This window comes from Bacillus sp. ChL18, from assembly GCF_026241425.1.
Classification (GTDB): domain Bacteria; phylum Bacillota; class Bacilli; order Bacillales; family Bacillaceae; genus Bacillus; species Bacillus velezensis.
Genome location: NZ_JAPHWE010000001.1, coordinates 874,988 through 900,312, shown reverse-complemented (window position 1 = coordinate 900,312; position 25,325 = coordinate 874,988). Strand labels below are relative to the sequence as shown.

Annotated in this window: 24 protein-coding genes and 1 pseudogene; 8 read left to right on the top strand and 17 right to left on the bottom strand. The window is 45.6% G+C overall.

All coding sequences use genetic code 11. The annotated features are described in order from the left end of the window. Positions 1–181: 181 nt before the first annotated feature. The 3 genes from OQ477_RS04780 to gerPC form a co-directional block, all read right to left on the bottom strand. Positions 182–808: an FMN-dependent NADH-azoreductase gene (locus OQ477_RS04780; RefSeq protein WP_003153791.1), complete on the bottom strand. Its 627-nt coding sequence runs from the start codon at positions 806–808 to the stop codon at positions 182–184. A 144-nt stretch (positions 809–952) separates the two neighbouring features. Beyond that, a complete protein-coding gene (locus tag OQ477_RS04775; protein WP_265971575.1) occupies positions 953–1,444 on the bottom strand; it encodes a TraR/DksA family transcriptional regulator in 492 nt (163 codons plus the stop codon). 83 nt (positions 1,445–1,527) lie between these two features. Further along, positions 1,528–1,908: a spore germination protein GerPC gene (gene gerPC, locus OQ477_RS04770; RefSeq protein WP_007611958.1), complete on the bottom strand. Its 381-nt coding sequence runs from the start codon at positions 1,906–1,908 to the stop codon at positions 1,528–1,530. A gap of 92 nt (positions 1,909–2,000) precedes the next feature. Here gerPC and OQ477_RS04765 point away from each other — a divergent pair, with 92 nt between their 5' ends. Beyond that, a complete protein-coding gene (locus OQ477_RS04765; RefSeq protein ID WP_174737570.1) occupies positions 2,001–2,234 on the top strand; it encodes a hypothetical protein in 234 nt (77 codons plus the stop codon). Here OQ477_RS04765 and OQ477_RS04760 read toward each other — a convergent pair. After that, positions 2,221–2,703: an Hsp20/alpha crystallin family protein gene (locus OQ477_RS04760; protein ID WP_003153787.1), complete on the bottom strand. Its 483-nt coding sequence runs from the start codon at positions 2,701–2,703 to the stop codon at positions 2,221–2,223. The two genes, OQ477_RS04765 and OQ477_RS04760, sit on opposite strands and share 14 nt — an antisense overlap. Before the next feature lie 70 nt (positions 2,704–2,773). Here OQ477_RS04760 and OQ477_RS04755 point away from each other — a divergent pair, with 70 nt between their 5' ends. Both OQ477_RS04755 and OQ477_RS04750 read left to right on the top strand, forming a co-directional pair. Then, on the top strand, positions 2,774–3,046 hold the full coding sequence (locus tag OQ477_RS04755) for a hypothetical protein (RefSeq protein ID WP_003153786.1): 273 nt from the start codon (positions 2,774–2,776) through the stop codon (positions 3,044–3,046). Next, the gene (locus tag OQ477_RS04750) at positions 3,043–3,276 is read left to right on the top strand and encodes a hypothetical protein (protein ID WP_003153785.1); all 234 of its coding nucleotides are present in this window, start codon (positions 3,043–3,045) and stop codon (positions 3,274–3,276) included. Before OQ477_RS04755 ends, OQ477_RS04750 begins: the two co-directional genes overlap by 4 nt. A gap of 44 nt (positions 3,277–3,320) precedes the next feature. Here the strand turns inward: OQ477_RS04750 and OQ477_RS04745 are convergent, their stop codons facing one another. The 3 genes from OQ477_RS04745 to OQ477_RS04735 form a co-directional block, all read right to left on the bottom strand. Beyond that, complete coding sequence (locus tag OQ477_RS04745) at positions 3,321–3,665, bottom strand: PH domain-containing protein (protein WP_003153783.1); 345 nt, start codon at positions 3,663–3,665, stop codon at positions 3,321–3,323. A 294-nt stretch (positions 3,666–3,959) separates the two neighbouring features. Further along, the gene (locus OQ477_RS04740; protein ID WP_003153781.1) at positions 3,960–4,100 is read right to left on the bottom strand and encodes a DUF4025 domain-containing protein; all 141 of its coding nucleotides are present in this window, start codon (positions 4,098–4,100) and stop codon (positions 3,960–3,962) included. Between the two features lie 65 nt (positions 4,101–4,165). Next, positions 4,166–4,369, bottom strand: a complete 204-nt coding sequence (locus tag OQ477_RS04735) for a DUF6501 family protein (protein WP_007407979.1) — start codon at positions 4,367–4,369, stop codon at positions 4,166–4,168. A 183-nt stretch (positions 4,370–4,552) separates the two neighbouring features. On the opposite strand from OQ477_RS04735, the gene OQ477_RS04730 reads away from it, so the two are divergent. From OQ477_RS04730 to OQ477_RS04720, 3 genes are all read left to right on the top strand, one after another. Further along, complete coding sequence (locus OQ477_RS04730; RefSeq protein WP_007611960.1) at positions 4,553–6,040, top strand: aldehyde dehydrogenase family protein; 1,488 nt, start codon at positions 4,553–4,555, stop codon at positions 6,038–6,040. 96 nt (positions 6,041–6,136) lie between these two features. Further along, positions 6,137–8,020: a prenyltransferase/squalene oxidase repeat-containing protein gene (locus OQ477_RS04725; RefSeq protein WP_265971574.1), complete on the top strand. Its 1,884-nt coding sequence runs from the start codon at positions 6,137–6,139 to the stop codon at positions 8,018–8,020. After that, positions 8,017–8,862, top strand: a complete 846-nt coding sequence (locus OQ477_RS04720) for a superoxide dismutase (protein WP_007611962.1) — start codon at positions 8,017–8,019, stop codon at positions 8,860–8,862. Before OQ477_RS04725 ends, OQ477_RS04720 begins: the two co-directional genes overlap by 4 nt. Before the next feature lie 39 nt (positions 8,863–8,901). Here OQ477_RS04720 and OQ477_RS04715 read toward each other — a convergent pair whose 3' ends face one another. Further along, complete coding sequence (locus OQ477_RS04715) at positions 8,902–10,239, bottom strand: sodium-dependent transporter (protein ID WP_007407975.1); 1,338 nt, start codon at positions 10,237–10,239, stop codon at positions 8,902–8,904. A 203-nt stretch (positions 10,240–10,442) separates the two neighbouring features. On the opposite strand from OQ477_RS04715, the gene OQ477_RS04710 reads away from it, so the two are divergent. Then, entirely contained in the window at positions 10,443–11,417 is a 975-nt protein-coding gene (locus OQ477_RS04710; RefSeq protein ID WP_265971572.1) for a bile acid:sodium symporter family transporter, read from the top strand. 32 nt (positions 11,418–11,449) lie between these two features. On the opposite strand, the gene OQ477_RS04705 is transcribed toward OQ477_RS04710, so the two are convergent. The 9 genes from OQ477_RS04705 to cdaS all read right to left on the bottom strand — a co-directional run bounded on the left by OQ477_RS04705 (position 11,450) and on the right by cdaS (position 23,673). Continuing rightward, positions 11,450–12,196 carry an MBL fold metallo-hydrolase gene (locus OQ477_RS04705; RefSeq protein ID WP_007407973.1) on the bottom strand — a complete coding sequence of 249 codons (747 nt, stop codon included), beginning with the start codon at positions 12,194–12,196 and terminating at the stop codon, positions 11,450–11,452. A 73-nt stretch (positions 12,197–12,269) separates the two neighbouring features. Then, the gene (gene odhB, locus OQ477_RS04700; protein WP_003153764.1) at positions 12,270–13,517 is read right to left on the bottom strand and encodes a 2-oxoglutarate dehydrogenase complex dihydrolipoyllysine-residue succinyltransferase; all 1,248 of its coding nucleotides are present in this window, start codon (positions 13,515–13,517) and stop codon (positions 12,270–12,272) included. Between the two features lie 15 nt (positions 13,518–13,532). After that, positions 13,533–16,367 carry a 2-oxoglutarate dehydrogenase E1 component gene (sucA, locus tag OQ477_RS04695; protein ID WP_022553224.1) on the bottom strand — a complete coding sequence of 945 codons (2,835 nt, stop codon included), beginning with the start codon at positions 16,365–16,367 and terminating at the stop codon, positions 13,533–13,535. Between the two features lie 227 nt (positions 16,368–16,594). Continuing rightward, positions 16,595–18,511 (bottom strand): vWA domain-containing protein, encoded by a 1,917-nt coding sequence (locus OQ477_RS04690; RefSeq protein ID WP_265971571.1) that lies wholly within the window; start codon positions 18,509–18,511, stop codon positions 16,595–16,597. 10 nt (positions 18,512–18,521) lie between these two features. After that, positions 18,522–19,412, bottom strand: coding sequence for an AAA family ATPase (locus OQ477_RS04685; RefSeq protein WP_044802213.1), 891 nt, complete (start codon positions 19,410–19,412; stop codon positions 18,522–18,524). Positions 19,413–19,489: 77 nt separating this feature from the next. Then, positions 19,490–20,080: a superoxide dismutase family protein gene (locus tag OQ477_RS04680; protein WP_265971570.1), complete on the bottom strand. Its 591-nt coding sequence runs from the start codon at positions 20,078–20,080 to the stop codon at positions 19,490–19,492. An 82-nt stretch (positions 20,081–20,162) separates the two neighbouring features. Next, positions 20,163–21,398, bottom strand: coding sequence for a LysM peptidoglycan-binding domain-containing protein (locus OQ477_RS04675; RefSeq protein ID WP_265971568.1), 1,236 nt, complete (start codon positions 21,396–21,398; stop codon positions 20,163–20,165). 318 nt (positions 21,399–21,716) lie between these two features. Then, positions 21,717–22,928, bottom strand: coding sequence for a macrolide family glycosyltransferase (locus tag OQ477_RS04670; RefSeq protein ID WP_265971566.1), 1,212 nt, complete (start codon positions 22,926–22,928; stop codon positions 21,717–21,719). A 118-nt stretch (positions 22,929–23,046) separates the two neighbouring features. Beyond that, a complete protein-coding gene (cdaS, locus tag OQ477_RS04665) occupies positions 23,047–23,673 on the bottom strand; it encodes a sporulation-specific diadenylate cyclase CdaS (RefSeq protein ID WP_100261843.1) in 627 nt (208 codons plus the stop codon). A gap of 277 nt (positions 23,674–23,950) precedes the next feature. Between cdaS and OQ477_RS04660 the strand changes: the two are divergent. Next, positions 23,951–25,312 (top strand): annotated as a pseudogene (locus tag OQ477_RS04660) (MATE family efflux transporter). Positions 25,313–25,325 lie beyond the last annotated feature (13 nt).

Here is a 25,325-nt window from a genome sequence, read left to right as displayed (position 1 = left end):
AGGGTTAATTCTTTTACAGAAAACCTTTTTTCTTTGTGAAAAATGCTTTATTCTACATGAAAATTGTTTTTTCGACACAATATCAATATATCAATATAAGGTCAGATCGAAAGCTGCCGCCAGTTTCTTCTATAATAGAAAAAACTCTCACACCCTGTATGGGCGCAAGAGTTAATGGAAATTAGAATTTTGCAGCCAGATCTTTCGCTTCTTGCAGTCCTTTTTCAATGATCGCTTGAGCGTTATCCGGTGCAGCATTATGGCCTTCAACGACAACAGTGTGAAGATCTTGGACACCCCAGAAACCGAGAACGGTTTTCATGAAGTTTAATGACATTTCAAGAGATGCCATCGGTCCTTCAGAATATACGCCGCCGCGTGCGTTTAAGAGCGCTACTTTTTTATCTCCCATCAGACCTTTTGGTCCTTCAGGCGTGTATGTGAAAGTAACTCCTGCGCGAGACAGGTAATCAACATAAGTATGAAGCACAGCAGGCACTGTGAAGTTCCAAAGCGGGAATGCAAACACGACTTTGTCAGCTTTGACAAATTGATTTAAGTAAATGTCAGCAGTTGACGCTTGTTTTTTCTCTTCGTCTGTCATTTCAATTCCTTTTGAAGCTTTGAATGTTCCGTTAATCATATCTCTTCCGAGGTAAGGAAGGTTTTCTTTATGAAGATCAAGTTCGATCACTTCATCATTCGGATTGTTTTCTTTATAAGCAGCCAGAAACGCTTCGTATAATTTTACGGACACGCCTTCTTCAGCCGTACGGTCACTTGATTTTACAAATAATACTTGAGACATTCTAAATTCCTCCCGGTAATCTTTTAATATTTACTTACAAATAGTATGTTACTTTCTTTTTTATATAAAGTCAATGATTTTATTTCGATTCTGAGATTTTTTATGGAATAAAAAAACAGGTACATATGAATGTACCTGCTGCTATTATTGTGAATCCTGCTCGCGATCCAGGATTTCGTAAGTTTGTGAGCTTTTTTGATCAACGGTTTCTTTATTTGAGAGGTCTTTCACCTGCTCGTGAAATTCCCTTTCATATGACGGAGCGTCTGTTTTCACATCCCCTTCTGTTTCTCGCTGCGCTTCGACGGTCATTCTTGCATACGGTACGGCTTCAAGTCTTTCAGAAGGAATTTCTTTTCCCGTTTTCTCGCAAATCCCGTATGTTCCTTTTCCCATTCGTTCAAGCGCGGCGTTCACCTCATCTAAAAGATTCTGATCGACACCGTCCAGCGTCTGATTCGTGACCCTGTCCAAATAAATGCTTCCGTGATCAGCTAAGTGATTATCTACTCCGTTCGACAGTTCTCCTGTGTCTTCGCTCATTGAATGATTTTCTTTTGATTCTCCCTGAAGACTTTCCTTTAAATCGATTAATTTATGATAAAGGCTGTCCTGCTGTTCTTTTGATAATGACATATTCATCATCTCCTTTTTCGTCTGTATTCTTCGCTGCATCTGTTAATACATACCCTCGAAAAAGGAGGATGAAACAATGGAGGTCAATGCTTTCTCCCCCTGATGGTGACATTGGGTGTCTGCTGCTTTGTCTGTCTTTTTTCTTTCGCAGCATCATTTTGCCGGTTGTCCCGAAATTCTTCAGCGCAGGCTTGTTTGAGCCTGTGCGCCGGTGTATGGTAAGTGGCGCCGATATTCAGCATACCGCTCAGCTCTTCTATACTCAGCTTTTCAAAATCAATATTGTATTCAACCTTGTCCACTTTGACGTGCTCAATATGGACATATGTTTTTTCCCCTTCAACCGTTTGCGGCTCAAAATGGCACTTATCCTGAAGCTCATCAAGCTGTTGTTCCACTTTCTTAAGCCGGTCTAATTCTTCTTCACACACTTTTTTGAAAATCTCTTTCATTATTTTTTTCAAAGAAAATCACTTCTTTCCCCGTCACTCTTGGAAAGTTCTATGCGTCCCGCATTGCGAATATATAAACATGATATACAAAAAGGAGGCGAATCATGATGTTTTTTCCATCCGTTATCAACTTTGAGTATATAAAAATGAACGGAATCAGCGGCGGAGCAGCTTTTAACGCCGGCTCTTCCGTTATGGTGAGAAACACAGCAGCCAATAAAAGAAATGAAGGGTACGGTGAACAAAACGGTGATTGCACCGTTGTCGTCATCCCTATCATGAGTATCGATGATTCAGATCTGATAGATGGCACAGCAAACAAGATCAGCCTTCGATAATGATCTGGCTTGCATCCCCCAGATGTTTAGCAATCGATATATATAAAATCCCGTCTTTGAATACCGCCTGCATTCCCTTCGTCCCCTGAGCGGAATGCGGAAGGTCGAGTTTTTTTTCAAAATCGCCGTATTTTCCGGTCTTCTGTTTAAAATCCTGTTCATTAAAAAAGGATTTTCTCGTGCCTTTTACGACGATATATTCTCCGTAGGACAGCAGCTGAACATCTTGTTTCCGGTAGCCGGGCAGATACAGCAAAAATTGGAGCTCATCATGGGTTTCCACAATATCTATAAGAGGAAAAGCATCCTCATTTCTTCTCATTTGCCCATCTCCCTGTTGAAAGGGAAAATGAGAATGGCCGTTTTGAAATGATTTCAGTTGTTCATCATCAAAAACGTTTTTCCAAAAGTCGCCGCCGGACATGTTTTGCGCCATTTCCATCCACTGCTTCATCTTATCGAAATCCATTTTTATCGCCCCCTGTCTAAGCATACGGTCATAACAGCCGGCATACACCTGTATTAAAGGAGGTTTGCCTGTGGTTCAACCAACTCCATATATCAATATTAATATTTTCATGTTGAAAATTAATTCCTTTGAAAATGCTTCAGCGGTGAATGTCGGACAAAATTTACTGGCGGAATGGCAGAATTCTGATAAAAAGAATCAGGGATACGGACAGAACTTCGGAGATGCAAGCGGCTTCATCGGCACGAACGGCAAAGTGGATGACCGGGATCAAATTGATTCTCCATCTACCTTTGAGTCTGCATGCGATAAAATTCCTGCCGGAAAAGGAGGCCCATTATGATGTTTTCGCCGGTTTTGGTAAATGTAGGAGGCTTTAAAGTAAATGCAGTCGACCGCGGTTCTTCCATTACGATCGGCCCGTATCAGCAAATCGATTATTTTTTATCCAATAAGATCAACTACGGATTCGGTGAAGAAAATGGTGATTTGGCGCCGATTTATATCCCCATCAGTTCTATTGCTGATCCGGATCTCATTGATTCGAACTCCGGAAAAACAAGCATTATATAATAAAAAGGCCATCCGCATGCATTCGGATGGCTTTTATGTGATATTTAACTGCATAAGTATTTTGTTAAGATGGCTTGAACCTCAGTCAAGTCCGTTTCTTTTGCAAATTCCAATTCGAAAGTTTTTCCCCTTGTCATTAATACAAGCCCGGTATCGGGATCAAACATCCCCGCTTCTTGAATGGCGAAGCTTTCAATTGTTTTATATGGAAGAAATACGCGCACTTTCTTTTTGGAGAACATTTTATTATCAAAGAAAATCACTCGTTTATTCGTAAAGCATATTTGGTCAACCCGCAGTTTATAAATCGTTTCGATCCGTTCTCCCTCAACGAGCAAAGCCTCCAGCTTTTTTGTGTCGGTTGATCTGCTGACAGAAAAAATTCCCAATGAAGAACCCCACTTTCTGCTTCTATACTATTGTTTTATTACAATCATAAAAAAATAAGTTCTTTATCCCTATATAAGAATACGACATAGACGGCATTTAAACCATTACGAACAGATTACATTTTTAGAACGTTCATCAAAAAAGCCCTTCGCGAAAGGTGCCGCTGTTATGAAGTAGTACGGTTCAGCGAAAGAAAAGGTTTCAAGAAAACGGTATTTTTTTCGAAAAGTCAGTTTTTTATTTTCGCCATAAAAAACCGCGGCTTCTCCAATGCCGCGGTTTTAACAAAAACATCAACGATCCGTATCTTCAATTGTTCCTTCTTTATAGGTATCTGAAATTTGTTCCATCGTCGTGTCGGTGCCTTCTTCAGGTTGCACTTGCTGAAGCTGATCTGATGTTTTATTTTGTTTGTCTTGCTCTGTTTTTTTCATTTTGCAGCCACCCTTTATATGTAGTCTTTTTTAGTATGGCTCAGGCAAAATAAATTCATACAGCTTTAAACTTCTTCAAAATACTCTTTGTAGAAGCCTCCGACTTTGTTTGTATTGTCTACAACAAAAATGAATTCTTCTGTTTCATTTTTGACTTCATACTCTTTACCCGGCGTCAGCACATTTTTGACAATGTATTTTTTCGCATCTGTATGTACGCATTTGACCTTTTTGACGCTTTCTTTTGTCTGCCAATTATTATGAATCATTTATAAAACTCCTTTTCTTAATCGATAAGCTTATTGTAGCCGTTTTTTCTTGTGAATTGCAATAACGGTTATCGATTGATTTTACCGGAGGTATTATTATAAAATGACTGTATGCGCTTACTTCGCGCGGACATCAAGATGCTCAAAACAGACCATAAAAAAATTTCGGGAGGTTTGTTACGAATGAGTTCTTTAACGATGCAGATCACAAAAAGGCTGGAAACATTTTTACAGGGCACGAAGAAACTTTATATTGACGGAAAATTTGTTCCGAGCGCTTCAGGATCAACATTTGTCACACCGAATCCGGCAACCGGGGAAACGCTGATGACGCTTTACGAGGCACAGTCAGAAGACATTGACAGTGCAGTGAAAGCGGCACGCAAAGCCTTTGATCACGGCGAATGGCGCACTATGCCGGCCGCTTCCAGAAGCAGGCTGATGTATAAGCTTGCCGATTTAATGGAAGAGCACAAAACGGAACTCGCGCAGCTTGAAACACTTGATAACGGAAAACCGATTAATGAAACGACAAATGGGGATATCCCGCTCGCAATTGAGCATATGCGTTATTATGCCGGGTGGTCTACAAAGATAACCGGACAAACGATTCCGGTCGCCGGCTCATATTTTAATTACACCCGCCATGAGCCTGTCGGCGTCGTGGGGCAGATCATCCCTTGGAACTTCCCGCTCCTTATGGCGATGTGGAAAATGGGCGCCGCCCTTGCTACAGGCTGCACAATCGTTTTGAAACCGGCGGAACAGACACCGCTGACCGCCCTCTATTTAGCGGAATTAATAGATCAGGCGGGCTTCCCTGACGGCGTCATCAATATTGTCCCAGGGTTCGGCGAGACGGCCGGAGAAGCGCTGACCAACCATGACGATGTCGATAAACTCGCTTTTACCGGTTCTACAGAAATCGGCAAAAAAATCATGGAAAAAGCCGCAAAAAAAATTAAACGCGTGACACTGGAACTTGGCGGAAAGTCACCTAACATCATTTTGCCTGACGCCAATTTGAAGAAAGCGATTCCCGGCGCTTTAAACGGGGTCATGTTTAATCAGGGGCAGGTATGCTGCGCAGGCTCCCGTGTCTTCATTCACAAAGACAAATATGATGAGGTCGTCAGCGAAATGGTTTCATATGCGAAATCGCTTCAGCAAGGCGCCGGCCTTCACCAAGATACACAAATCGGCCCGCTCGTTAGTCAGGAACAGCATGAGCGCGTGCTTTCATATATTGAAAAAGGAAAAGCGGAAGGAGCCAAAGCTGTCGCGGGCGGCAGCTGCCCGTTTGAAGAAGGGTATTTTGTCTCCCCGACTGTATTTGCGGATGTGGATGACAGCATGACCATCGCAAAAGAAGAAATTTTCGGCCCGGTTTTAGCAGCCATTCCGTATGATACGGTAGATGAAGTCATTGAGCGGGCGAACCGCTCGGAATACGGCCTTGCAGCCGGACTTTGGACTGAGAATGTGAAAAACGCCCATTACATTGCTGACCGTCTCCAAGCCGGCACCATTTGGGTCAACTGCTACAATGTTTTCGATGCGGCATCTCCTTTCGGCGGCTATAAGCAATCCGGCCTCGGGCGGGAAATGGGCTCTTACGCGCTGAATAATTATACAGAAGTGAAAAGCGTCTGGATCAATCTGGAAGATTAAATCAAACAAGAAACTGCTGCCTGTCAGCAGTTTCTTTCTTTTGTCATGCCGCCTTTTACATATGAATATATATGCTTCTGAAGGAGTTGAGCGAGTGTGAGCACAATTCAGGAAAACGTCAGAAGCCGCCAAAAGAAAATCATCTCCCTATTAAGAGAAACGCAAAATGCGGACGGCTCATGGTCATTTTGTTTTGAAGGACCGATTTTGACAAACGCCTTTCTGATCCTCCTTCTCACTTCTCTTGGAGACAATGATAAAGAACTGATCGCTGAGCTTGCAGAAGGCATTCGCGCTAAACAGCGCCCGGACGGAACTTTTGCCAACTATCCTGATGACCTGAAAGGAAATGTGACCGCTACTGTACAGGGCTATGCCGGCTTGCTGGCTTCCGGTTTATATAGCCGTTCTGAGGCGCATATGATTCAGGCCGAACGCTTTATCATCTCAAATGGCGGCTTGCGCAACGTACACTTTATGACAAAGTGGATGCTTGCGGCAAACGGCCTTTATCCATGGCCCGCGCTGCATCTGCCATTATCTTTTTTAGTCATTCCCCCATCCTTCCCGCTGCATTTTTACCAGTTCAGTACATACGCCCGTATTCATTTTGTACCGATGGCCGTGACGCTTAACAAAAGATTTTCGCTGAAAAATCCCAACGTTCTGTCTCTCGCGCATTTAGATCGGCATATGACTAAAAATCCGTTTACATGGCTTCGTTCCGATCAGGATGAGAACAGAGACCTCTCTTCTCTTTTCGCGCACTGGAAGCGGCTTTTGCAGATTCCTGCCGCTTTTCACCAGCTCGGTCTGCGTACGGCCAAAACGTATATGCTTGACCGGATTGAAGAAGACGGCACATTATACAGCTATGCGAGTGCCACTATTTTTATGGTGTACGGCCTGCTCGCTCTCGGTGTATCGCGCCACTCCCCCGTTATCAGAAAAGCGCTTGCCGGCACGAAAGCTTTGCTCACGTCGTGCAGCAATATACCGTATCTGGAAAATTCAACGTCGACCGTTTGGGATACGGCGCTTCTCAACTATGCGCTTATGAAAAGCGGCATCTCAGATAACGATCAGATGATAACCTGCGCCGCCCGGTTTCTGCGTGAACGGCAGCAGACGAAAGTCGCTGATTGGGCCGTTCACAACCCGCATGCTGAACCGGGAGGATGGGGTTTTTCAAACATTAATACGAATAATCCTGATTGTGATGACACAGCCGCAGTGCTCAAAGCCATTCCGCGAAAACTTTATCCCGCCTCATGGGAACGCGGACTGAGCTGGCTTTTGTCCATGCAAAACAGTGACGGCGGCTTCTCTGCTTTTGAGAAAAATGTCAATCATCCGCTGGTCCGCCTGCTGCCGCTGGAATCGGCTGAGGAAGCTGCCATCGACCCTTCAACAAGCGACTTAACCGGACGGGTGCTGCACTGTTTAGGAGAAGCGGGGCTTTCTTCTGATCACCCTCAGATTGAAAAAGCCGTCCAATGGCTGATCCGCCATCAAGAAGAGGACGGATCGTGGTACGGCAGATGGGGTGTCTGCTATATTTACGGCACATGGGCGGCGCTGACAGGGATGAAGGCTTGCGGGGTGAGCCAAAACCACCCGGCCGTGAAAAAAGCGATCCGCTGGCTGAAATCCATTCAAAACGAGGACGGAAGCTGGGGGGAATCCTGTAAAAGCGCAGAAGTCAAAACTTATGTTCCGCTTTCTTACGGGACGCTTGTACAGACGGCTTGGGCGGCCGAAGCTTTGCTGCAATACGAAAAAACTCATCATCAAGCCGTCACAAAAGGCATATCTTTTCTTATTGAAAACCGGCATTACGAAGGCGCCGCTTTCAGCTATCCGACCGGAATCGGCCTGCCGAAGCAGTTTTACATCAGGTATCACAGCTACCCGTATGTGTTTTCTTTGCTTGCGCTCAGCACTTTTATGAAAGTGAGTGAAAAGGAGGAAGAAAAATGAAACGGCACGCTTATCAAACCGAGATGCTGAATTGGTGTGAAACCTTGAAGGAACAAGTCATTCAGCAAGGCCGGTTCGATCGCTTCGCGGCACAAATCGACCGGATTTTTCACACCCTTCAGGATGATGGATTAACGGAGGCGGAATGGTATGAACAGGCATCGGCACTTTACCGGGACATTACTGAACCCGAAGAGCCGGATGAGCGCAGAGCTTATGTGCCGATCGGCAAGCATGTCCTCCCTAAACTGCCTTACAGTTATTCCGCACTGGAACCGTATATTTCAAGAGAGATTATGAAACTCCACCATACCAAACACCATCAGAGCTATGTTGACGGTCTGAATAAAGCAGAACTGGAGCTCAAAAAAGCGAGACAGACGAAACAGTACGACTTAGTGGCGCATTGGGAGCGGCAATTGGCGTTTCACGGCGCGGGCCATTATTTGCACAGTATTTTCTGGTTTTCGATGAATCCAAACGGAAAAAGACGGCCGACGGGTGCGCTCTTTCAAATGATTGATGTGTCATTCGGAAGCTATTCCGCTTTTAAAGAGCAATTTTCTCAAGCGGCGAAAAAAGTCGAAGGAGTCGGCTGGGCTATCCTAGTCTGGGCGCCGCGCGCCGGGCGGCTGGAGATTTTGGCCGCTGAGAAGCATCAGCTCTACAGCCAGTGGGACGTCATTCCTTTGCTTCCGCTGGATGTGTGGGAACACGCTTATTATTTACAATATAAAAACGACCGCGCGGCTTACGTGGATCAATGGTGGAATGTCGTTGATTGGCGGGAGGCGGAGAAACGGTTCGAACAAGCGCACCGCGTGATATGGCCGCTTTATTAAAAAAGCCCCCGTCTTGAACGGGGGCCTGCTTCTTTTGGTTTAAAAAATACCAAGCACGTGCAGAAAAACGATAATAATGGCTACAGGAGCCACATAACGGATTAATAGGAGCCAGACTGCAAACCATTTTCGTTTTATACCGGAACCGCTTTTCAGTTCGTCAAACAGCATCTGTTTCGGAATTTTCAGCGGTACGAAAACGGCAATTAAAAGCGCGCCCAGCGGCATTAAGACATTGCTGACCAGAAAATCCGCAGCGTCAAAAATACTGCGGTGAAAAATAGAAACATCACTCAAAATTCCGTACGACAGCGCCGAAGGGACCCCGACAATAAATATAGCAAGTCCCCCGATCCATGCATACCGCTTCCGTTTTGCTGAATCGCCTTTTGACAAAACAGCAACTAAAATTTCAAGCATTGAAAAAGCCGATGTCAGCGTCGCAAATAAAAACAGCAGCAAAAAGGCGAGTAAAAACACGATGCCCAACGGCATTTGGTTAAAGACGGTCGGCAGCACGTTAAATAACAGCTGCGGGCCTTGATCCGGCTTGAGGCCGAATGCAAACACCGCCGGAAAAATCGCCACTCCCGCCATCACAGCAACAAGGACATTTAATACCGTCACCGATACGGCGGATTGAACAATATTTTCTTCTTTTTCTAAATATGCGCTGTATGTAACCATTACGGACACTCCGACGCTTAACGAGAAAAATGATTGTCCCATCGCATATAAAATGGTATTGGCATCCATCGCGCCAAAATCAGGCATAAAAAAGAATTTTAATCCTTTTGCTGCATCATGCAGCGTAACGGAGCGGATCATTAAAAGAATAAACAGAATAAACAGAGCCGGCATCAGCACCTGGCTTACCTTTTCGATTCCGCTGCTCACCCCTTTTGCCACAACTAAAATCGTCAGCACGATAAACAGCAGCTGGCCGAAAACGGCTGCATAAGGATTTGAAATGGTATCGATAAATAACGTATCAAATCCCGAAGAAAGCGATAAGCCGCCTGTAAAGCCTTTTATAATGTAGATTAATATCCATCCCCCCACTACGCTGTAGAAGGATAATAGAATAAAACACGTAATGATTCCGAGATATCCGATCCAGTGCCACTTTTTCCCCGGCGCGAGCGCCTTATAGGATTCAACGGCGTTTTTTTGTGTTTTTCTGCCGATAATAAATTCAGCAAGCAAAAGCGGCAGTCCGATTAAAACAGTAAATAAAATAAAAACAAGCAGAAAAGCGCCGCCTCCGCTGGTTCCCGCTACGTAAGGGAACTTCCATATTGCGCCGAGCCCGATTGCAGAGCCGGCCGTAGCTAAAATAAATCCCAGCTTAGATGACCATTGATTAGCTTCTTTCACTTCAGCACTCCCAATTCATTTCAGTATAAAAATCAATTGTAAGAATATATGTCTGAATAGTCAAGAAGATGTTAGTTTACATAATAATTTTATTGAAAACTTATATTTAATATTGAATTATTCAGAAAATTATTTATAATGGAATACAGAAAAGTCAGTCATATTTTCTGACTGATTGATTGAATGTAAAAGGAGCTGTGTTTATGGAATGGCTGAAAAAAATAAGCGGGTTTGCGGGCCAAACCTTTGGCTTGTGGGTTATCGTCTTTGCCGGTTTAGGATTCGCCTACCCTGATTTGTTTTCTTGGATCAGTTCTTATATGACGATTTTCCTTGGTATTATTATGTTTGGGATGGGGCTAACTCTTCAAGCAGACGATTTTAAAGAATTAATCAGAAAGCCTTGGCATGTCGTGATCGGAGTCGCTTGCCAGTTTACGATTATGCCGCTTACGGCTTTCTGTTTATCAATCGGGCTCCGCCTCCCCGCAGAAATCGCCGCGGGCGTCATTCTGGTCGGATGCTGTCCGGGCGGTACAGCATCAAACGTCATGACGTTTTTGGCGAAAGGCAATACGGCGCTTTCTGTTGCGGTCACCACGATCTCAACATTGCTTGCTCCTATTGTAACGCCGGCACTTATTATGCTGTTTGCGAAAGAGTGGCTCCCCGTTTCTTTCGGTTCACTGTTTGTTTCCATAATGCAAGCCGTGCTTTTGCCGATCGTTCTCGGGGTGATTGTGAAGCTGTTCTTCAAAAAACAGGTCGGACAAGCCGTGCACGCGCTTCCTCTCGTGTCGGTAATCGGCATCGTAGCGATTGTATCCTCTGTCGTCAGCGTAAATCGTGAGCATTTGCTTCAATCAGGACTGCTGATTGTGTCTGTCGTCATCTTACATAACGGAATCGGATATTTGTTAGGATTCCTGACTGCAAAGCTGTTCAAAATGGATTATGCTTCACAAAAAGCGATTGCGATCGAAGTCGGAATGCAAAACTCCGGACTGGGCGCAGCGCTTGCGTCAGCGCATTTCTCCCCTTTGTCAGCCGTGCCGAGCGCAATTTTCAGCATATGGCACAATCTGTCGGGGTCTGTTCTTGCCACCTACTGGTCTAAGAAAAAAGAGAAAAACAGCGCCGAAAAAGAAGAAGAAACGGCAAAGATTCCGTTTTCATAACTGAACAAGGATAGGATAGGATGCTGCCGCTCCTATCCTTGTTTATTCTGCAGATCACGAAACAGACGCAAAAGCGCTTTTTTTACATCCCCCTGAAATAAACCTCCATGATAACAAATCAATTGACGGATATCGTAATCGAGCAGCCGCTGCACAGAACGGACCGCATCATCCATATGTAACGTATAGCCGGGATTAGCAAGGTTCAGCTTTCCGTCTTCAATGACGACCGCATCACCTGTGACCATTGTTTTTTCAGCAGGCAGATAAAGACTGATATGGCCGGGTGTATGACCCGGCGTGGCTACAACGCGAATGCCTCCGCACCAAGGCAGCAGCTCGCCGTCAGTAACTGTCCGGTGAACTGGAGCCGATTCGACTGATTGAAGCGAGCGGATGAACTGTTTTGCATAAGGCTTTGCATCCTCCGGCAATGAACAAAACGTTGATTCAGCCTGCTCAAGCCGTAAAGATTTTTTAGAGCCGTCAATATACGGCGCTTCACGCTCATGTACTGTCACGCTGACATCCGGATGCAAACGGTATAATGCAGCGAGTGAGCCGATATGGTCTATGTCGTGATGCGTTACAATGATTTTTGTCAATGAATGAAGCGACATTCCATGCCGGGCAGCAGCATGTTGAAGATGGTTTGTAAAACCGGGATATCCGCAGTCTATTAATATCGTGTCATGTTCGTCTTGCAGAAGAACCGGAGTGATAGAATGCAATTCTTCATTATATTCAAATTCGATCTCAAGCGGATAACAGCTTTTCATATAAATTCTCCCCTTCTCTCAATAAAAAAAGTACACTGCTTGTAAGGGCAGTGTACTTTTTGTCTGTCTCAAATTATCCTTCCAGCAACAGCTGTTCCGGATCTTCAAGCAGGTTTTTAATGGTGACAAGGAATCCGACCGCTTCTTTACCATCTACGATTCTGTGATCGTATGATAAAGCGATGTACATCATCGGACGGTTTTCAGAGCGCTCCGCATCAATCGCTACTGGGCGCAGCTGAATTTTGTGCATACCTAAGATCCCAACCTGAGGGCTGTTTAGGATCGGTGTTGACATAAGCGATCCGAATGTACCTCCGTTTGTAATCGTGAAGGAGCCTCCTTGCAGCTCACCTAAGGTTAATTTATTGTTTCGCGCTTTTTTCGCAAGTTCGCCGATCTCTCTTTCAATGCCGGCAAACGTCAGGCGGTCAGCGTCACGCACGACTGGGACGACAAGCCCTTCTTCAGCCGCGACAGCGATACCGATGTCATAGAATTTTTTCACGATCAGCTCATCGCCTTGAATTTCAGCGTTAAGGAGCGGGAATTTTTTCAATGCAGCCACGACGGCTTTTGTAAAGAACGACATGAAACCGAGTTTTACATCGTTTTGCTCAAGGAATTGGTCTTTGCGGCGTTTTCTTAGATTCATAACAGCCGTCATGTCAACTTCGTTAAATGTAGTCAGCATCGCAGAAGTCTGCTGCACTTCAACCAATCGTTTCGCGATCGTCTGTCTGCGGCGGGACATTTTTTGCACTTCGACAGGTTTGTCAAAGCTTTGCTGTGTTTTTTGAGCCTGCTGTTTCGGCTGTGCCGCAGGTTTTGAAGCCGGTTTTTCATAAGCTTCCACATCTTGTTTGCGCACGCGGCCGAGCGGGTCTCCCGTCGGAATTTGTGATAGATCAATCCCTTTTTCCCTTGCCAGCTTGCGTGCAGCCGGAGACGCTACCGTTCTGGATTTCGCTTCTGATTGTGCTTCCTGGCTGACTTCTTGTGCAGCAGGTTCAGCTTTTGCTTCCTCTTTCGTTTGTTCATTGGCTGGAGCACTTTCTGAAGGGGCGGGTGCAGAACTTTCGCCAGCGCCTTCTGTAATGGTACCGATAATTTCTCCTACTTGGACGGTATCACCCGAATCTTTCAATACCTCTTTTAGAACACCCGATTCTTCTGCTGTCAATTCAACATTTACTTTGTCCGTCTCCAGTTCAAGCAAGTACTCACCCTGTTCTACATAATCACCGGGCTGCTTTAACCATTGGGCTATCGTTCCTTCTGAGATTGATTCTGCTAATTCAGGTACCTTAATTTCCGCCATTTTTTCATTTCCCCCTTAGTTTTTGCGAGTCAAGCTATCAGATACAATGCGTTCCTGTTCTTTTTTGTGGACTGTCGGATCTCCTTCTGCAGGACTGGATCGTCTTCTTCGGCCGATGTATTGGACATTTACTCCTTTTGGCGCGATTTCCGTCAGATACGGGCTGATATAACTCCATGCCCCCATGTTCTGCGGCTCTTCCTGAACCCAAACGATCTCTTGCAGGTTCGGCAGTTTGGCGAAAAGCTCCTTCGTATCTTTTGCCGGGAACGGATACAGCTGTTCGATTCTGGCAATATGAAGCCAATCCTTATCGCCTTCCATTTTGTTGAAGTGATCGCTGATATCAATTGACACTTTTCCGCTTGATAATACGACGCGAGTCACTTTTTCGTAAGCATGGGAAAGACCGGACTGCTCATAGACAGGCTTGAATCGGCTTTCGCTCAGTTCCTGCACTTCAGATACCGTATTCGGGTTGCGCAGCAGGCTCTTCGGCGTCATGATCACAAGCGGGCGGATTTCCTCACGAAGCAGCATTTTCGCTTGTCTTCTTAAAATGTGGAAATACTGAGCCGCACTTGTCAGGTTGGCCACCGTCCAGTTGTTTTCCGCCGCCAGCTGCAGGAACCGCTCGACGCGGCCGCTGGAGTGTTCAGGGCCCTGCCCTTCGTAACCGTGAGGCAGCAGCATGACCAGTCCTGATTTTTGTCCCCATTTTGCCCGTCCTGCAGATATGAATTGATCAAAATAGACTTGAGCCGCATTGGCAAAGTCCCCGTACTGCGCCTCCCACATCACAAGCGTTTCAGGCGAATACACGTTGTATCCATATTCAAAGCCGAGAACCGATCCTTCAGAGAGCGGGCTGTTATGCACCGTAAATGAAGCAGCGCAGTCGTCTAAGTGATGGAGGGCAACAAATTCTTCTCCTGTTTCGCTGTCATGCAGCACAAGGTTTCTTTGAGCGAACGTTCCGCGCTCTGAATCCTGTCCGGTCAGCCGGATCGGCGTGCCGTCTTTCAAAATGGAAGCAAACGCAAGCGATTCAGCCAATGACCATTCAACTTTACGATCATCATCAAACGCTTTTGCACGTCTTTCCAGGATTCTTTTCAGCTTGCCGAACACGTTAAAAGATTCCGGCCAGTTGATAAGTTCGCCGTTCAGCTTGCGGAGAACATCAAAGTCGATGGCTGTGTCAACGTCTGGAAAACCGTTGGACACCGGTTCCGGCAATTCAATTTCCCGTACAGCGTCTTCTTTTTTGGCGGGCACCTTTTTATAGGCGTCTTCAATTCGTTTTGTCACTGCCGTTTCGATGTTTTGCGCTTTTTCCTCGCTGATCAGACCTTCACTTACGAGTTTTTCCGCAAAGATCCGCTTGACAGTCGGGTGTTTTCTGACGGCGTCATACAGCATCGGCTGTGTCGTTGACGGCTCATCCATTTCATTGTGGCCGTACCGTCTGTACCCGATTAAATCGATTAAGAAATCTTTATTGAACCGCTTCCGGTATTCAACCGCAAATTTAACGGCTGACAGGCATGCTTCCGGATCATCCGCGTTGACGTGAACGATCGGAATTTCATAGCCCTTCGCCAAATCACTGGCATATTTCGTGGATCGTGATTCATCGCTTTCAGTTGTAAAGCCGATCATATTATTGGCGATGATATGAATGGCCCCGCCGACCTGATAGCCTTTCAGAGAGCTTAAGTTCAGCGTCTCGGCGACAATGCCTTCTCCCGGAAACGCTGCGTCACCGTGAATTAAAATGGCGAGCGATTTTGTTTCGTCTTGAACCGGGTACCCCTTTTGCGTTCTTGTTTCCTGTGCCGCCCGCGTGCTTCCTTCAACAATCGGATTGATGAATTCCAAATGGCTCGGGTTATTTGCAAGCGTAATCCGCGCACTTTTGGTTTCAGCATCCTGAAGCTGTCTGTCTGCACCGAGGTGGTATTTTACATCGCCCGTCCAGCCGTAGCTGATGCCGGTCGATCCTTCAGACGGCACAAGGTCTTTATTCGGCGCGTGCTGGAATTCTGAGAAAATAATCTCATACGGTTTGCCGAGCACATGCGCAAGCACATTTAAACGGCCTCTGTGCGCCATCCCGATATTGACATTGGTTGTGCCCGCTTTCACAGACTGGGCGATAATGTCGTCAAGAACCGGCACAAGCGCGTCTAACCCCTCAATTGAGAAACGCTTCTGACCGACGAATGTCCGGTGTAAAAATTGTTCAAATCCTTCTACTTCCGTCAGTCTTTCTAAAACGGCTGACAGTTTTTCCGGTGAATTTTTCCGGAACAGTTCTCCGGATTCGACCATTTTTGTAATCCATGCGCGCTCTTCGAAATCATGCACATGGTCAAACTCGAAGGAGATGGTTCTTTTATAGGTATTGCGTAAATGCTGGATGGCTTCTAAGCCGTTTGTTATATTGGCAGGTGCGTCTTTACAGATGACAGACGCGGGTATTGCTTTCATTTCTTCTTCTGTAAGCCCATACTCGGATAACGGAAAGAGCTCGCTCTTTTTCGGATCCTTTCTGAGCGGATTGACGGAAGCGTTCAGATGGCCATAGGTTCGAATATCTTCTGCAAGTTTAACTGCTGCTGCGATCTTTTGAATCAGATCTGCGGTGACGCGTCCCTGTTCCTTTGTTCCCGATGCCTCTTTTATTTGGCTTGGCGGAGCGCCGAGTTCGTCAAACATGTCTTTCAGATCCGGATCAATGCTGTCTGGATCTTCAGCATATTGGTCGTACAGCTCCAGTGCATAGCCGAGGTTCGGTCCGTAAAAATCTTCCCAATTCATTCTTTGTTTCATATTATTTTGAAACATTTGAATATTACCCCCAACCTAGATAATCAAGTGATCAATTCACTATCTTGAAATAACTTTTGAACGCTGTGCCCAAAATTATGTAATAAAAACGCTTCCAAGGATATTTTACCACTGATTGCGTTTGGATTCTACCTTGATTGTTCACAAAATAGTAAAAAAAACAGATCAATACCGAAAAAATTAAATCATTTTAAAATAAAAAGCGAAAAAGCATAGGAAAAAGCCTATCCTATGCTTTTATGAAGCAGTTTTTTCAAGAGCGGATACAGCACATCGGGCAGCTGATCGACATCCGGAACAAAAATACTGTACTTTCCGTACATATCCTGAATGGTTTTCATCTGTGATTCTTCTATCGCAGTATTGGACAGAAAAACATTTATGACTTCTATCCCTTTTTTTCTCGCTTCGATGACAGCCTCGCTCGTATCGACGATGCCGTTTTGTTCGTATCCGAATGCTGCCGGCTCTCCGTCTGAAAACACGATTAAAAATTTTTGCGCCTCACTCCGCCGCATCAGCTGTTTCGTCATTTGTCTGATGGCGTATCCGTCTCTGTTATCTTCTTCAGGCGCAAGCTGCATGATCAGCGGACCCGCCGCCTGCAGCAGCGACTCTTCAAACGGAATGACGGTATTGAAGAAATTCGGCTGGCTCGTTTCAGTCGCTTCGTTCGTATCCTCCCAAAACCCGACGATCTGGTGCGGTACGGACACTGATTTCAAGGCTTCATGAAAAAGAACGATCCCTCTTTTTGTTTCATCCATTTTGTCGAACATGCTGGCCGAACAATCGACAAGCAATGTAAAAACGGCGTCAATGTCTGAGGACGGATCCTGCTTTTTATAGAAAAGGCGCGGGTTCCGCTCCGTAAAATAGCGGATCAGTTTGCGATTCAGCCGGCCTGCGTGAAGGTCGGTCCGCGGGAGCGTTTTTTTGTGCTCAAGTGTTTTTTGTATCATCTGCTTCAGGCGTTTTTGATATGATTCTATCGTTTTTGCCTGTTCTTTATAAGACTGCTCCTCTTCAGGAGACGCTTTATGAGGCGTTTGATAAACCGGGAAGGCAAATTTGTTTTCTTTTCCGTCAGCCAGCCCCGCGCCCTCATGTTCATCCTGAATGGATTCAAGCGCTTCCAGTTTGGAGTAATCCTCTCTTTTCGTCTGACGTGCGGAACCTTGAACGGAGCCGAGCGCCTGGTCACCGTCATCGCCTTCTCTGGCCGCGTCTTTCCCAAGATCTGATTTCGCGCCGTGCTCAATATCAAATTGAAGGAAACTTTTTGCCGGCGCTTCGGTTTCCCGGTGCCACGTATTCATTTTCTCTTCAAGGATTTCTTCATCTCCGTCGGAAGACTCAGAGAGCGTGAGATCGTCACTTAACGAAGGCGCTTTTTTTACGCTTTCGAATAAAGGCTCTTCAGCCGCTTTTTCGTAATCAAGTTCCGGCAGAAAAAAGTACGTGTTCAGCATATCTTTCTCAAGCACTTCATCAAGGCCTTCCATGAGGTCTTCCGTTATTCTTGCAATTTGTTCCGTAGAATCCGCCTCATACACCCGGATGAGCTGACGTTCAATATACGGTATCATCATGTCAATATGTTCATGCATGGAAGGAATGCCTTCAAGCGGAGACTCAGCCGTCAGCTTGACAAACATCGCGCAATACAAAGCGTCGGTGAAAATGCTCCGTTCTAAATTCAATGTCAGCTGCGTCGTGAAATATTTCCTGTACATCTCCCTCCGCTTCTGAAAAACACGTTTCGTTCCCGGCCGTTCTTTTTTGATCAGCTCTTCAATTCTGATATCCTCGAGCAGCATAAACAGCTGCTTGGCAAAGCTTTGGCGGGTGAAGTGCCGGTGAACGTCATTTAAAAACCCCGCAAATTCCCGAAATGAGCTGCTGCGTGTTCCGACAGCGCGCAAATAGACATCGCTTTTCAGGCCGGCTTCCATATCCCCGGCTGATCGGTCTTTCCAAAAGTGGCTCATGTAAATCTTCTTTTCAAAGGGATTGTAGTAAGACTGCACGCCATATTCCACTTCAACTTCACTGCTTCTGGTCAGTGTTTTGGCCAGGTCAGTCAGCATCATGAACAAAAACGAATCAATCGTGCTGTCATTAAATTTGATAAACTTCATTGTATGTCCCTCATTCGAACAGCGTTTCTGCAATATTTCTGACAGCGGCTTTTTCCCTGTCGTCGTCAAGTTTTTCCACGATGCCTCTTTCAATCGCCCGTTTCGGCGGGATGTACGCAGCCAAGTCGCACGTATCAATGAGAGCCCTGATGGACGCCGCTTCTTCTGACACTTGTCCGTTATGCGCTTGTGCGATTAAATCAGAAGACAGCGTCATAAAGCGTTCAATTAATTTCTCATCTTTTAAGACAGACTGAGAGGTCAGCACCTGTTTCAGGAGGCTTCCTTTAATATACGGAACATCAATGATGACAAAACGGTTTTTAAGGGCTTCGTTCAGCGGAACGGTGCCGACGTAGCCTTCATTAATCGCGGCGATAACACCGAATCCTTCGCTTGCCTTAATCACTTCTCCTGTAAAGGGATTTGTCATCATTTTTCTGTAATCAAGCACGCCGTTTAGAATCGGAAGGGTTTCAGGCTTTGCCATATTGATTTCGTCAATGTATAAAAAATGTCCTTCGTTCATTGCGGTTGTTACAGGTCCGGGAACGAATTCAATTGTCGCCTGTCCCTGTTCATTTTCAATCGTTTTATAGCCGACAAGCGCTTCTGCATCGAGGTCTACGGAGCAGTTGACGCTGTGCATCGGTTTATGAAAATAGTTCGAAAGCGTTTCCGCCAATTTTGTTTTTCCTGAACCCGTCGGTCCTTTTAATAAGATATTTTTTCCCATTGTCAAAGCGATGACGGCATCGAATACAATCGCTTTATCTTCGGCTTCATAGCCTGATGATCCGATTAAATCCTGAAATTCTTGGGAAACGGGATGATTTTGATAAGCCTGCAGTTTGTTTTGTATATCTTCCGGAAGTGATAGGTGCTGTAATTCTGAAGTCATAGGTGATGTTTCCTTTCCATTTGTATTCCATAACCGAGTATACTAAAAAAGCCCTTGTATACTCAATACAAAAGGGCTCATTCCCTGCGGGCGCTTTTTGTCAGGGGAGCGCAGGCGAGTCTGGCTCCGGAATTTCCGCTCGGGTTTGTTAAATAATCGTCCGTATGTTCATGAATGACGAACGCGCTTCCGTCCCGGTCGAGCAGGCTGAGTCTGCTCCCTTCTTTTAATGAAGTTTGCGGCGCGTTCATAATGACATCCACTTTACCGTCGGCCCCCACTTCAAGATTGGGGAGATCCCCGGCGTGATGACCCATCGGATTGTTGAAGCCGTGTTCTTTGTTCAAAGGGTTGAACGGTCCCCCGGCTGATTCGAAATCAGGTGCCTGACAAGTCCCTTTTTCATAAATATGAAATCCGAGAGAAGTGCCGGGCGGCAGATGCCCCGCTGATATATGAATGTCTGACCCTTCATCATCAGATTCCCTCACTTCAATATATCCGATCGTTTTTCCGTTTTGATTGATGAGTACGGCATGCTCACGGTATGCAGATGCTTCCAATGCGCGGCTTTCCCCATGTTTTTTGGGCGGAACAGGAACGGGTCTCTCCCCGCAGCCGCAAAGCGTAATTGATGCGAGCATGAGAAAAAGCAAGAGACGATTCATGCTTCCTCCCCCTTATTTTTTTACCCATCAGTCTTGTCAAAACGTGAAAATGGTAAACAAAAAAAGCCCCGAAAGGCTTTTTTTAAAAATAACTGCGCGCTCCTAAATACGCTTTTTTCCAATATGGATTGCTTAAGTTTGAAATTTCAACCCCGGAGGAGCTTGCGTGAATAAAATCTCCTCCGCCCAAATACATTCCCATATGAGAAGGGCCCGCTTTATATGTCGTAAAGAAGACGAAGTCGCCAGCTGACGGCTGGCTGATATGTTTCATCGTATTCCAATATCCGGCCGTGCTCAGACGGGAAACAGAGCTTACCTTATTTAAAAGGTAATAGATGTAACCGCTGCAATCGAAGCCCGCAGGCGTATTGCCTCCCCAGCGGTAAGGCACGCCGACATGTTTTTTCGCCTCGCCTATCATTCTGTCAATCTTTGACCCTGTCACCGGAGGTTCGGGAGTATTCGGCTTGTTTGGCTTTGCCGGTTTGTTATCCGGCTGCCGCACAGGATCTTCTGTTTTTCCCGTTCCGTTAATCACCAGAACTTGTCCGATCTGAAGCACATCAGTTGTCAATTTATTTTTTTCTCTGATGAGCTGAGCGGTGATGCCGAACCGATTAGCAATTTTCCAGAGGGAATCGCCTGCTTTTACTTTGTAAGTGGATGGCTTCTCAGAAGGGTTTGAATGAGATGGCGGTGTTGTGCCGCTGTTTCCGTTATGTGAAGAACCTTTGATCTTTAATACTTGATTCGGATACAGCATGTCTGATGTTAATTGATTCAGCTTTTTCAGTTCGGCGATGGTGATGCCGGTTTGATTGGCAATTTTCCACAGCGAGTCACCCGGCTTCACAGTGTAAGTCCCTGATGCGCCTTTATCAGGCTTTGTCTGTCTGCCGCCTCCGTCCGTGCCGCCGGCAGACCCTTTAATTTTCAGTTTTTGGCCCGGGTAGATGACATCTGAACTCAAACGGTTGAGGCTTCTCAGCTCAGAAACGCTCATTTTGTATTTTTTTGCGATCACCCATAATGAGTCTCCGTATGTAACTGTGTAAGCACCCGTGCTTCGTTTTCCTTTTTGTCCGGTTTTGCCGCTGCCGTCAGGAATGTGCAGCCGCTGTCCTGGGTGGAGTATCGTTGATTTGAGTTTATTTTCCGCCTGCAGGGCTGAAATACTTGTATGATATTGCCGGGAAAGCTTCCAAAGAGAGTCGCCGCTTTTTACTTGAATGGTTTTTGCTTCAGCGGGATGCACGGCGAAGGTTGAAGTCATTACTGCAGATACAGCCAGACCGGCTGCGATTTTTTTCTTCATATAACGAAAAACCTCCTATTTATCATTGCTGAAAGGGACGTTCCTTTTCTTTGGACGCCGCCTGTTATGCAGGATTCATTCAGAAGTCGACATTAATTCCGATTCATTTGGCCTTAGATCATCACCAATGCCACACATTTTACATAAATTGAGAAAATTTCACAAAAGACTTTGGAATCATTTTCATAACATGGCTTTTTTCCGCGACATTCCACCTTTCTTGTCTGTTTTTCATACAATTCTCTTTACGGCGTGAAAAATCCTCCCGAAAAACAATCAAAAAAAGCCCGCTTCCTTTAGGAAGCGGGTGACGGCTGATTACAGAACCCGGGTCTCGGTTGTTTTCACGTCTTCTGCTATCAATTCCGCTGCACGCTGTGCTCCGCCGGCCGCTTTCAGGGATTCTCCGATTTCAGAAGCTTTTGTCTGATATTCAGGATTTTCGCTCAATTCTTTTATTGCTTCAGTGAGCAGTTCCGCTGTTACATCTTCTTTTTTAAACATCTTGCCCGCGCCCGTGTTTTCCACTTGGCTTCCGACGGCGAACTGATCTGCGCCCATCGGAATGACGATCATCGGGGTTTTGTAGTAAAGCCCTTCGCTCGTACTGTTCATTCCGCCGTGAGTGATAAATAAGTCCGCTCTCTTCAGGATCTCAAGCTGCGGAACATAAGGCTTTACAATGACATTCTCAGGAATTTCATCAAGCTCCGCCGGATCAAGATGTTTGCCGATTGACATGACGGCTTTTCCGTTAAAGTTTCTGACCGCTTTTAAGCATTTATTAAACAATTCCTTCTGATTGTTAAAAATCGTGCCCATGGAAATAAACAGGACGTTTTCTCCTTCAAGCTGTTCAAACGGGAAATCTTGAGCCGCCGCCCTTTCAGTTATGGACGGACCGACAAAGAGATAAGAATCGCCAAACTCTTCTTCTTTCGGCTGAAACGCTCTTGAAGTAAATACGATGGTTTTTCTGCCGTCATTTGAGAAAATATCATACGGCGTTTTAATGTCTGCGCTGAATTCTTCATTGAGCCGGCTGACCGCTTCGGTATAAGCCGGATAATGAGATGATTCCTCTGATACAAGGTTTGTATTTGAAAACACTTCTTTAATAAATGCTTCATTCATTGCAAATGTCGTACAAAGTGAATATGCCGGCAGTTTCAGCTGGTTTCTCACGAGCCTTCCTGCCAGAAAATGATGATCATACAGGATGTAGTCGTAGGATTCATCTTTTACTTCCTCAAGAATACGGAGTGCGGCTTTTTTGGAAGTCTCAATCATTAATAGCAAAAACTCGGTAGCGTCCCGCTGTTCATCACCCGTTGCGTTTTTTCCGAATTCATCTTTTCGGAAATCTTCATATTCACGGAATTCCGCTCCGCTTGACGCGATTTTGTTCTCATATTCCTTCACGCCGTAATATACGACATGTTCCCCTTTTGCCTTCAGTTCTTTTACGACGCCTAAAGACGGATTGATATGGCCTTCTCCCGGAAAGCCGATCATCAATACATTTGCCATCTTTCCACTCCCTATTCTTTTAAATTTTATGTATATTTAAACGATAACATCAATACAGAAAAAGGTAAAGATGTTCACCTTATTAATATTAAATGGGTACAATATTCCCATTTTCTTATTATTTCGTATGAAGCGCCCGCGGCGAAACAAGCGGATACAGTCCGCCGTCTTTAGCAAAGGACATTTTTCCCGTTTCTTCTGAAACAACGAGCACGAGTGCATCAGTCACGGCCGAAAGTCCCATCGCGGCCCTGTGGCGCGTCCCGTATTTGAGATCGACATGTTTTGTTGTGAGCGGAAGCACATTGGCTGCTGATACAACCCGGTTTTCTCTGACCAATACGGCTCCGTCGTGAAGCGGATTGCCGGGATAAAAAATACTCTCAATTAAAGCTGAACTGATCTCGGCATGCAGGCTGGTCCCTTTTTGTATCATTCCCTCCAGCGGATCTGCACGTTCAATCACAATCAGCGCTCCGTGTTTTTCTTCCGCCAGATGCTGCACGGCCCTCGCCAGCTCTGTATAGGAAGGCGTAAAATGTTCGATATATGACTGCAGGTAAAACGACGAAGCGACAGCCTGCATTTCCTGAAACGTATGTCCCAGTTCATCTAATTCGCAAAGAAGGCATTGGTCTTTTTCATCCAATGTCCGCAGTATCATTCCGGCATCCTCTGTAATTTGTTTCAAATACGTTTGAACGGCAGCGGTAAACGCGCTTTCCGTCATTTGAGTGTGGCGCATGTCACATCAGCTCCTTTCCCTTATTTTCTGCATCGTGCGCATGGATATGCGCCGCTGTGTGCACCATAATCATGAAAGGAGGCGCACATCATATGGAATTCGCACGGCTGATGCAATATATCTGCACCTTTTTAGGGGTCATTTCACTTTCATTCATTTATGCCAAGATGTTTAAAAAGCCGAAACCGGACAAAAAAGAGTAGGCCGGCTTTCATTGCTTTTTATACATAAAATGTTATAATTTCTCTCGTTAAAATAAAGAAACGGGGAACCTAACTTGAGAGAAACGAACACGATCGGCCAAAAGGTCAGACAGCTGTTACATATCTTCATTCCGATTTTAATCACACAGGCGGGCCTTTCCCTGATCACCTTTTTGGATACGGTGATGTCAGGGAAAGTGAGCGCCGCCGATTTAGCCGGGGTTGCAATCGGTTCAAGCTTGTGGACGCCGGTTTATACGGGCCTTGCAGGAATATTAATGGCCGTTACGCCCGTTGTTTCGCAGCTGTTTGGAGCCGGCAGACAAAAGGAAGTGCCGTTTTCCGTCATCCAGGCCGTTTATGTAGCGGCCGTTCTCAGTGCGGCGGTTATCCTGATCGGCTTTTTCACCGTTGATATGATCTTGGGACATTTGGGGCTGGAACCTCGTGTCCGGACGATCGCCAAACACTTTTTAGGCTTTTTATCCCTCGGTATTTTTCCTTTGTTTGTGTACACCGTTTTGCGCTCGTTTATTGATGCACTCGGCAAAACGCGAGTCACAATGCTTATTACGCTTTGCTCATTGCCTATTAATTTTGTTTTAAATTATGTATTTATTTTCGGGAAATTCAACATGCCGGCATTGGGCGGAGTCGGTGCGGGGCTCGCTTCCGCCCTGTCTTATTAGTGTATTTGCGCCATCAGCTTTTTTATCGTCTGCAGATTTGGGCCGTTTGCCGGGTACTCTGTATTTCGGAAACTGTACCGTTTTTCTCCGTCTGAATGCAGAAAGCTTTTGAAAATCGGTTTGCCTATCGGTTTTGCGGTATTTTTTGAAACGAGCATTTTTGCGGCTGTCACACTGCTTATGAGCCATTTTCAGACGGTGACGATTGCAGCCCACCAAGCGGCAATGAATTTTGCTTCCCTCTTGTATATGCTGCCGCTCAGCGTATCCATGGCCATGACCATTTTGGTCGGCTTTGAAGCAGGCGCAAATCGCTACAGGGATGCCCGCTCATACAGCTATATCGGGATCGTGATGGCGCTTAGTTTTTCTTTATGCACGGCGGCTTTCATTTTACTGTTCAGACCGCAAATCGCCGGAATGTATACATCAGATCCGGCGGTGCTCATGTTGACGCAGCACTTTTTAATCTATGCGCTGTTTTTCCAGCTTTCTGATGCCGTAGCAGCTCCGATACAAGGCGCTCTGAGAGGATATAAGGATGTCAACTATACACTCGGCGCGGCTTTTGTGTCGTATTGGATTATCGGGCTTCCGGTCGGTTACGCAGTCGGCACTTATACGGGCCTCGGGGCATACGGCTATTGGATCGGGTTAATTGCAGGACTTGCTGCAGGAGCTGTCGGTTTATTCTTCAGACTGATGAAACTGCAAAAGCATTATGTGAAAAAAATGATGATTTCATAAAGGAGGAGCAGCA

Coding starts and splice junctions, on each gene's coding strand:
- OQ477_RS04780 (WP_003153791.1), bottom strand. CDS start 808: ATGTCTCAAGTATTATTTGTAAAATCAAGTGACCGTACGGCTGAAGAA.
- OQ477_RS04775 (WP_265971575.1), bottom strand. CDS start 1,444: ATGTCATTATCAAAAGAACAGCAGGACAGCCTTTATCATAAATTAATC.
- OQ477_RS04765 (WP_174737570.1), top strand. CDS start 2,001: ATGATGTTTTTTCCATCCGTTATCAACTTTGAGTATATAAAAATGAAC.
- OQ477_RS04760 (WP_003153787.1), bottom strand. CDS start 2,703: ATGGATTTCGATAAGATGAAGCAGTGGATGGAAATGGCGCAAAACATG.
- OQ477_RS04750 (WP_003153785.1), top strand. CDS start 3,043: ATGATGTTTTCGCCGGTTTTGGTAAATGTAGGAGGCTTTAAAGTAAAT.
- OQ477_RS04740 (WP_003153781.1), bottom strand. CDS start 4,100: ATGAAAAAAACAGAGCAAGACAAACAAAATAAAACATCAGATCAGCTT.
- OQ477_RS04735 (WP_007407979.1), bottom strand. CDS start 4,369: ATGATTCATAATAATTGGCAGACAAAAGAAAGCGTCAAAAAGGTCAAA.
- OQ477_RS04730 (WP_007611960.1), top strand. CDS start 4,553: ATGAGTTCTTTAACGATGCAGATCACAAAAAGGCTGGAAACATTTTTA.
- OQ477_RS04720 (WP_007611962.1), top strand. CDS start 8,017: ATGAAACGGCACGCTTATCAAACCGAGATGCTGAATTGGTGTGAAACC.
- OQ477_RS04710 (WP_265971572.1), top strand. CDS start 10,443: ATGGAATGGCTGAAAAAAATAAGCGGGTTTGCGGGCCAAACCTTTGGC.
- OQ477_RS04705 (WP_007407973.1), bottom strand. CDS start 12,196: ATGAAAAGCTGTTATCCGCTTGAGATCGAATTTGAATATAATGAAGAA.
- odhB (WP_003153764.1), bottom strand. CDS start 13,517: ATGGCGGAAATTAAGGTACCTGAATTAGCAGAATCAATCTCAGAAGGA.
- sucA (WP_022553224.1), bottom strand. CDS start 16,367: ATGTTTCAAAATAATATGAAACAAAGAATGAATTGGGAAGATTTTTAC.
- OQ477_RS04690 (WP_265971571.1), bottom strand. CDS start 18,511: ATGAAGTTTATCAAATTTAATGACAGCACGATTGATTCGTTTTTGTTC.
- OQ477_RS04685 (WP_044802213.1), bottom strand. CDS start 19,412: ATGACTTCAGAATTACAGCACCTATCACTTCCGGAAGATATACAAAAC.
- OQ477_RS04680 (WP_265971570.1), bottom strand. CDS start 20,080: ATGAATCGTCTCTTGCTTTTTCTCATGCTCGCATCAATTACGCTTTGC.
- OQ477_RS04675 (WP_265971568.1), bottom strand. CDS start 21,398: ATGAAGAAAAAAATCGCAGCCGGTCTGGCTGTATCTGCAGTAATGACT.
- OQ477_RS04670 (WP_265971566.1), bottom strand. CDS start 22,928: ATGGCAAATGTATTGATGATCGGCTTTCCGGGAGAAGGCCATATCAAT.
- cdaS (WP_100261843.1), bottom strand. CDS start 23,673: ATGCGCCACACTCAAATGACGGAAAGCGCGTTTACCGCTGCCGTTCAA.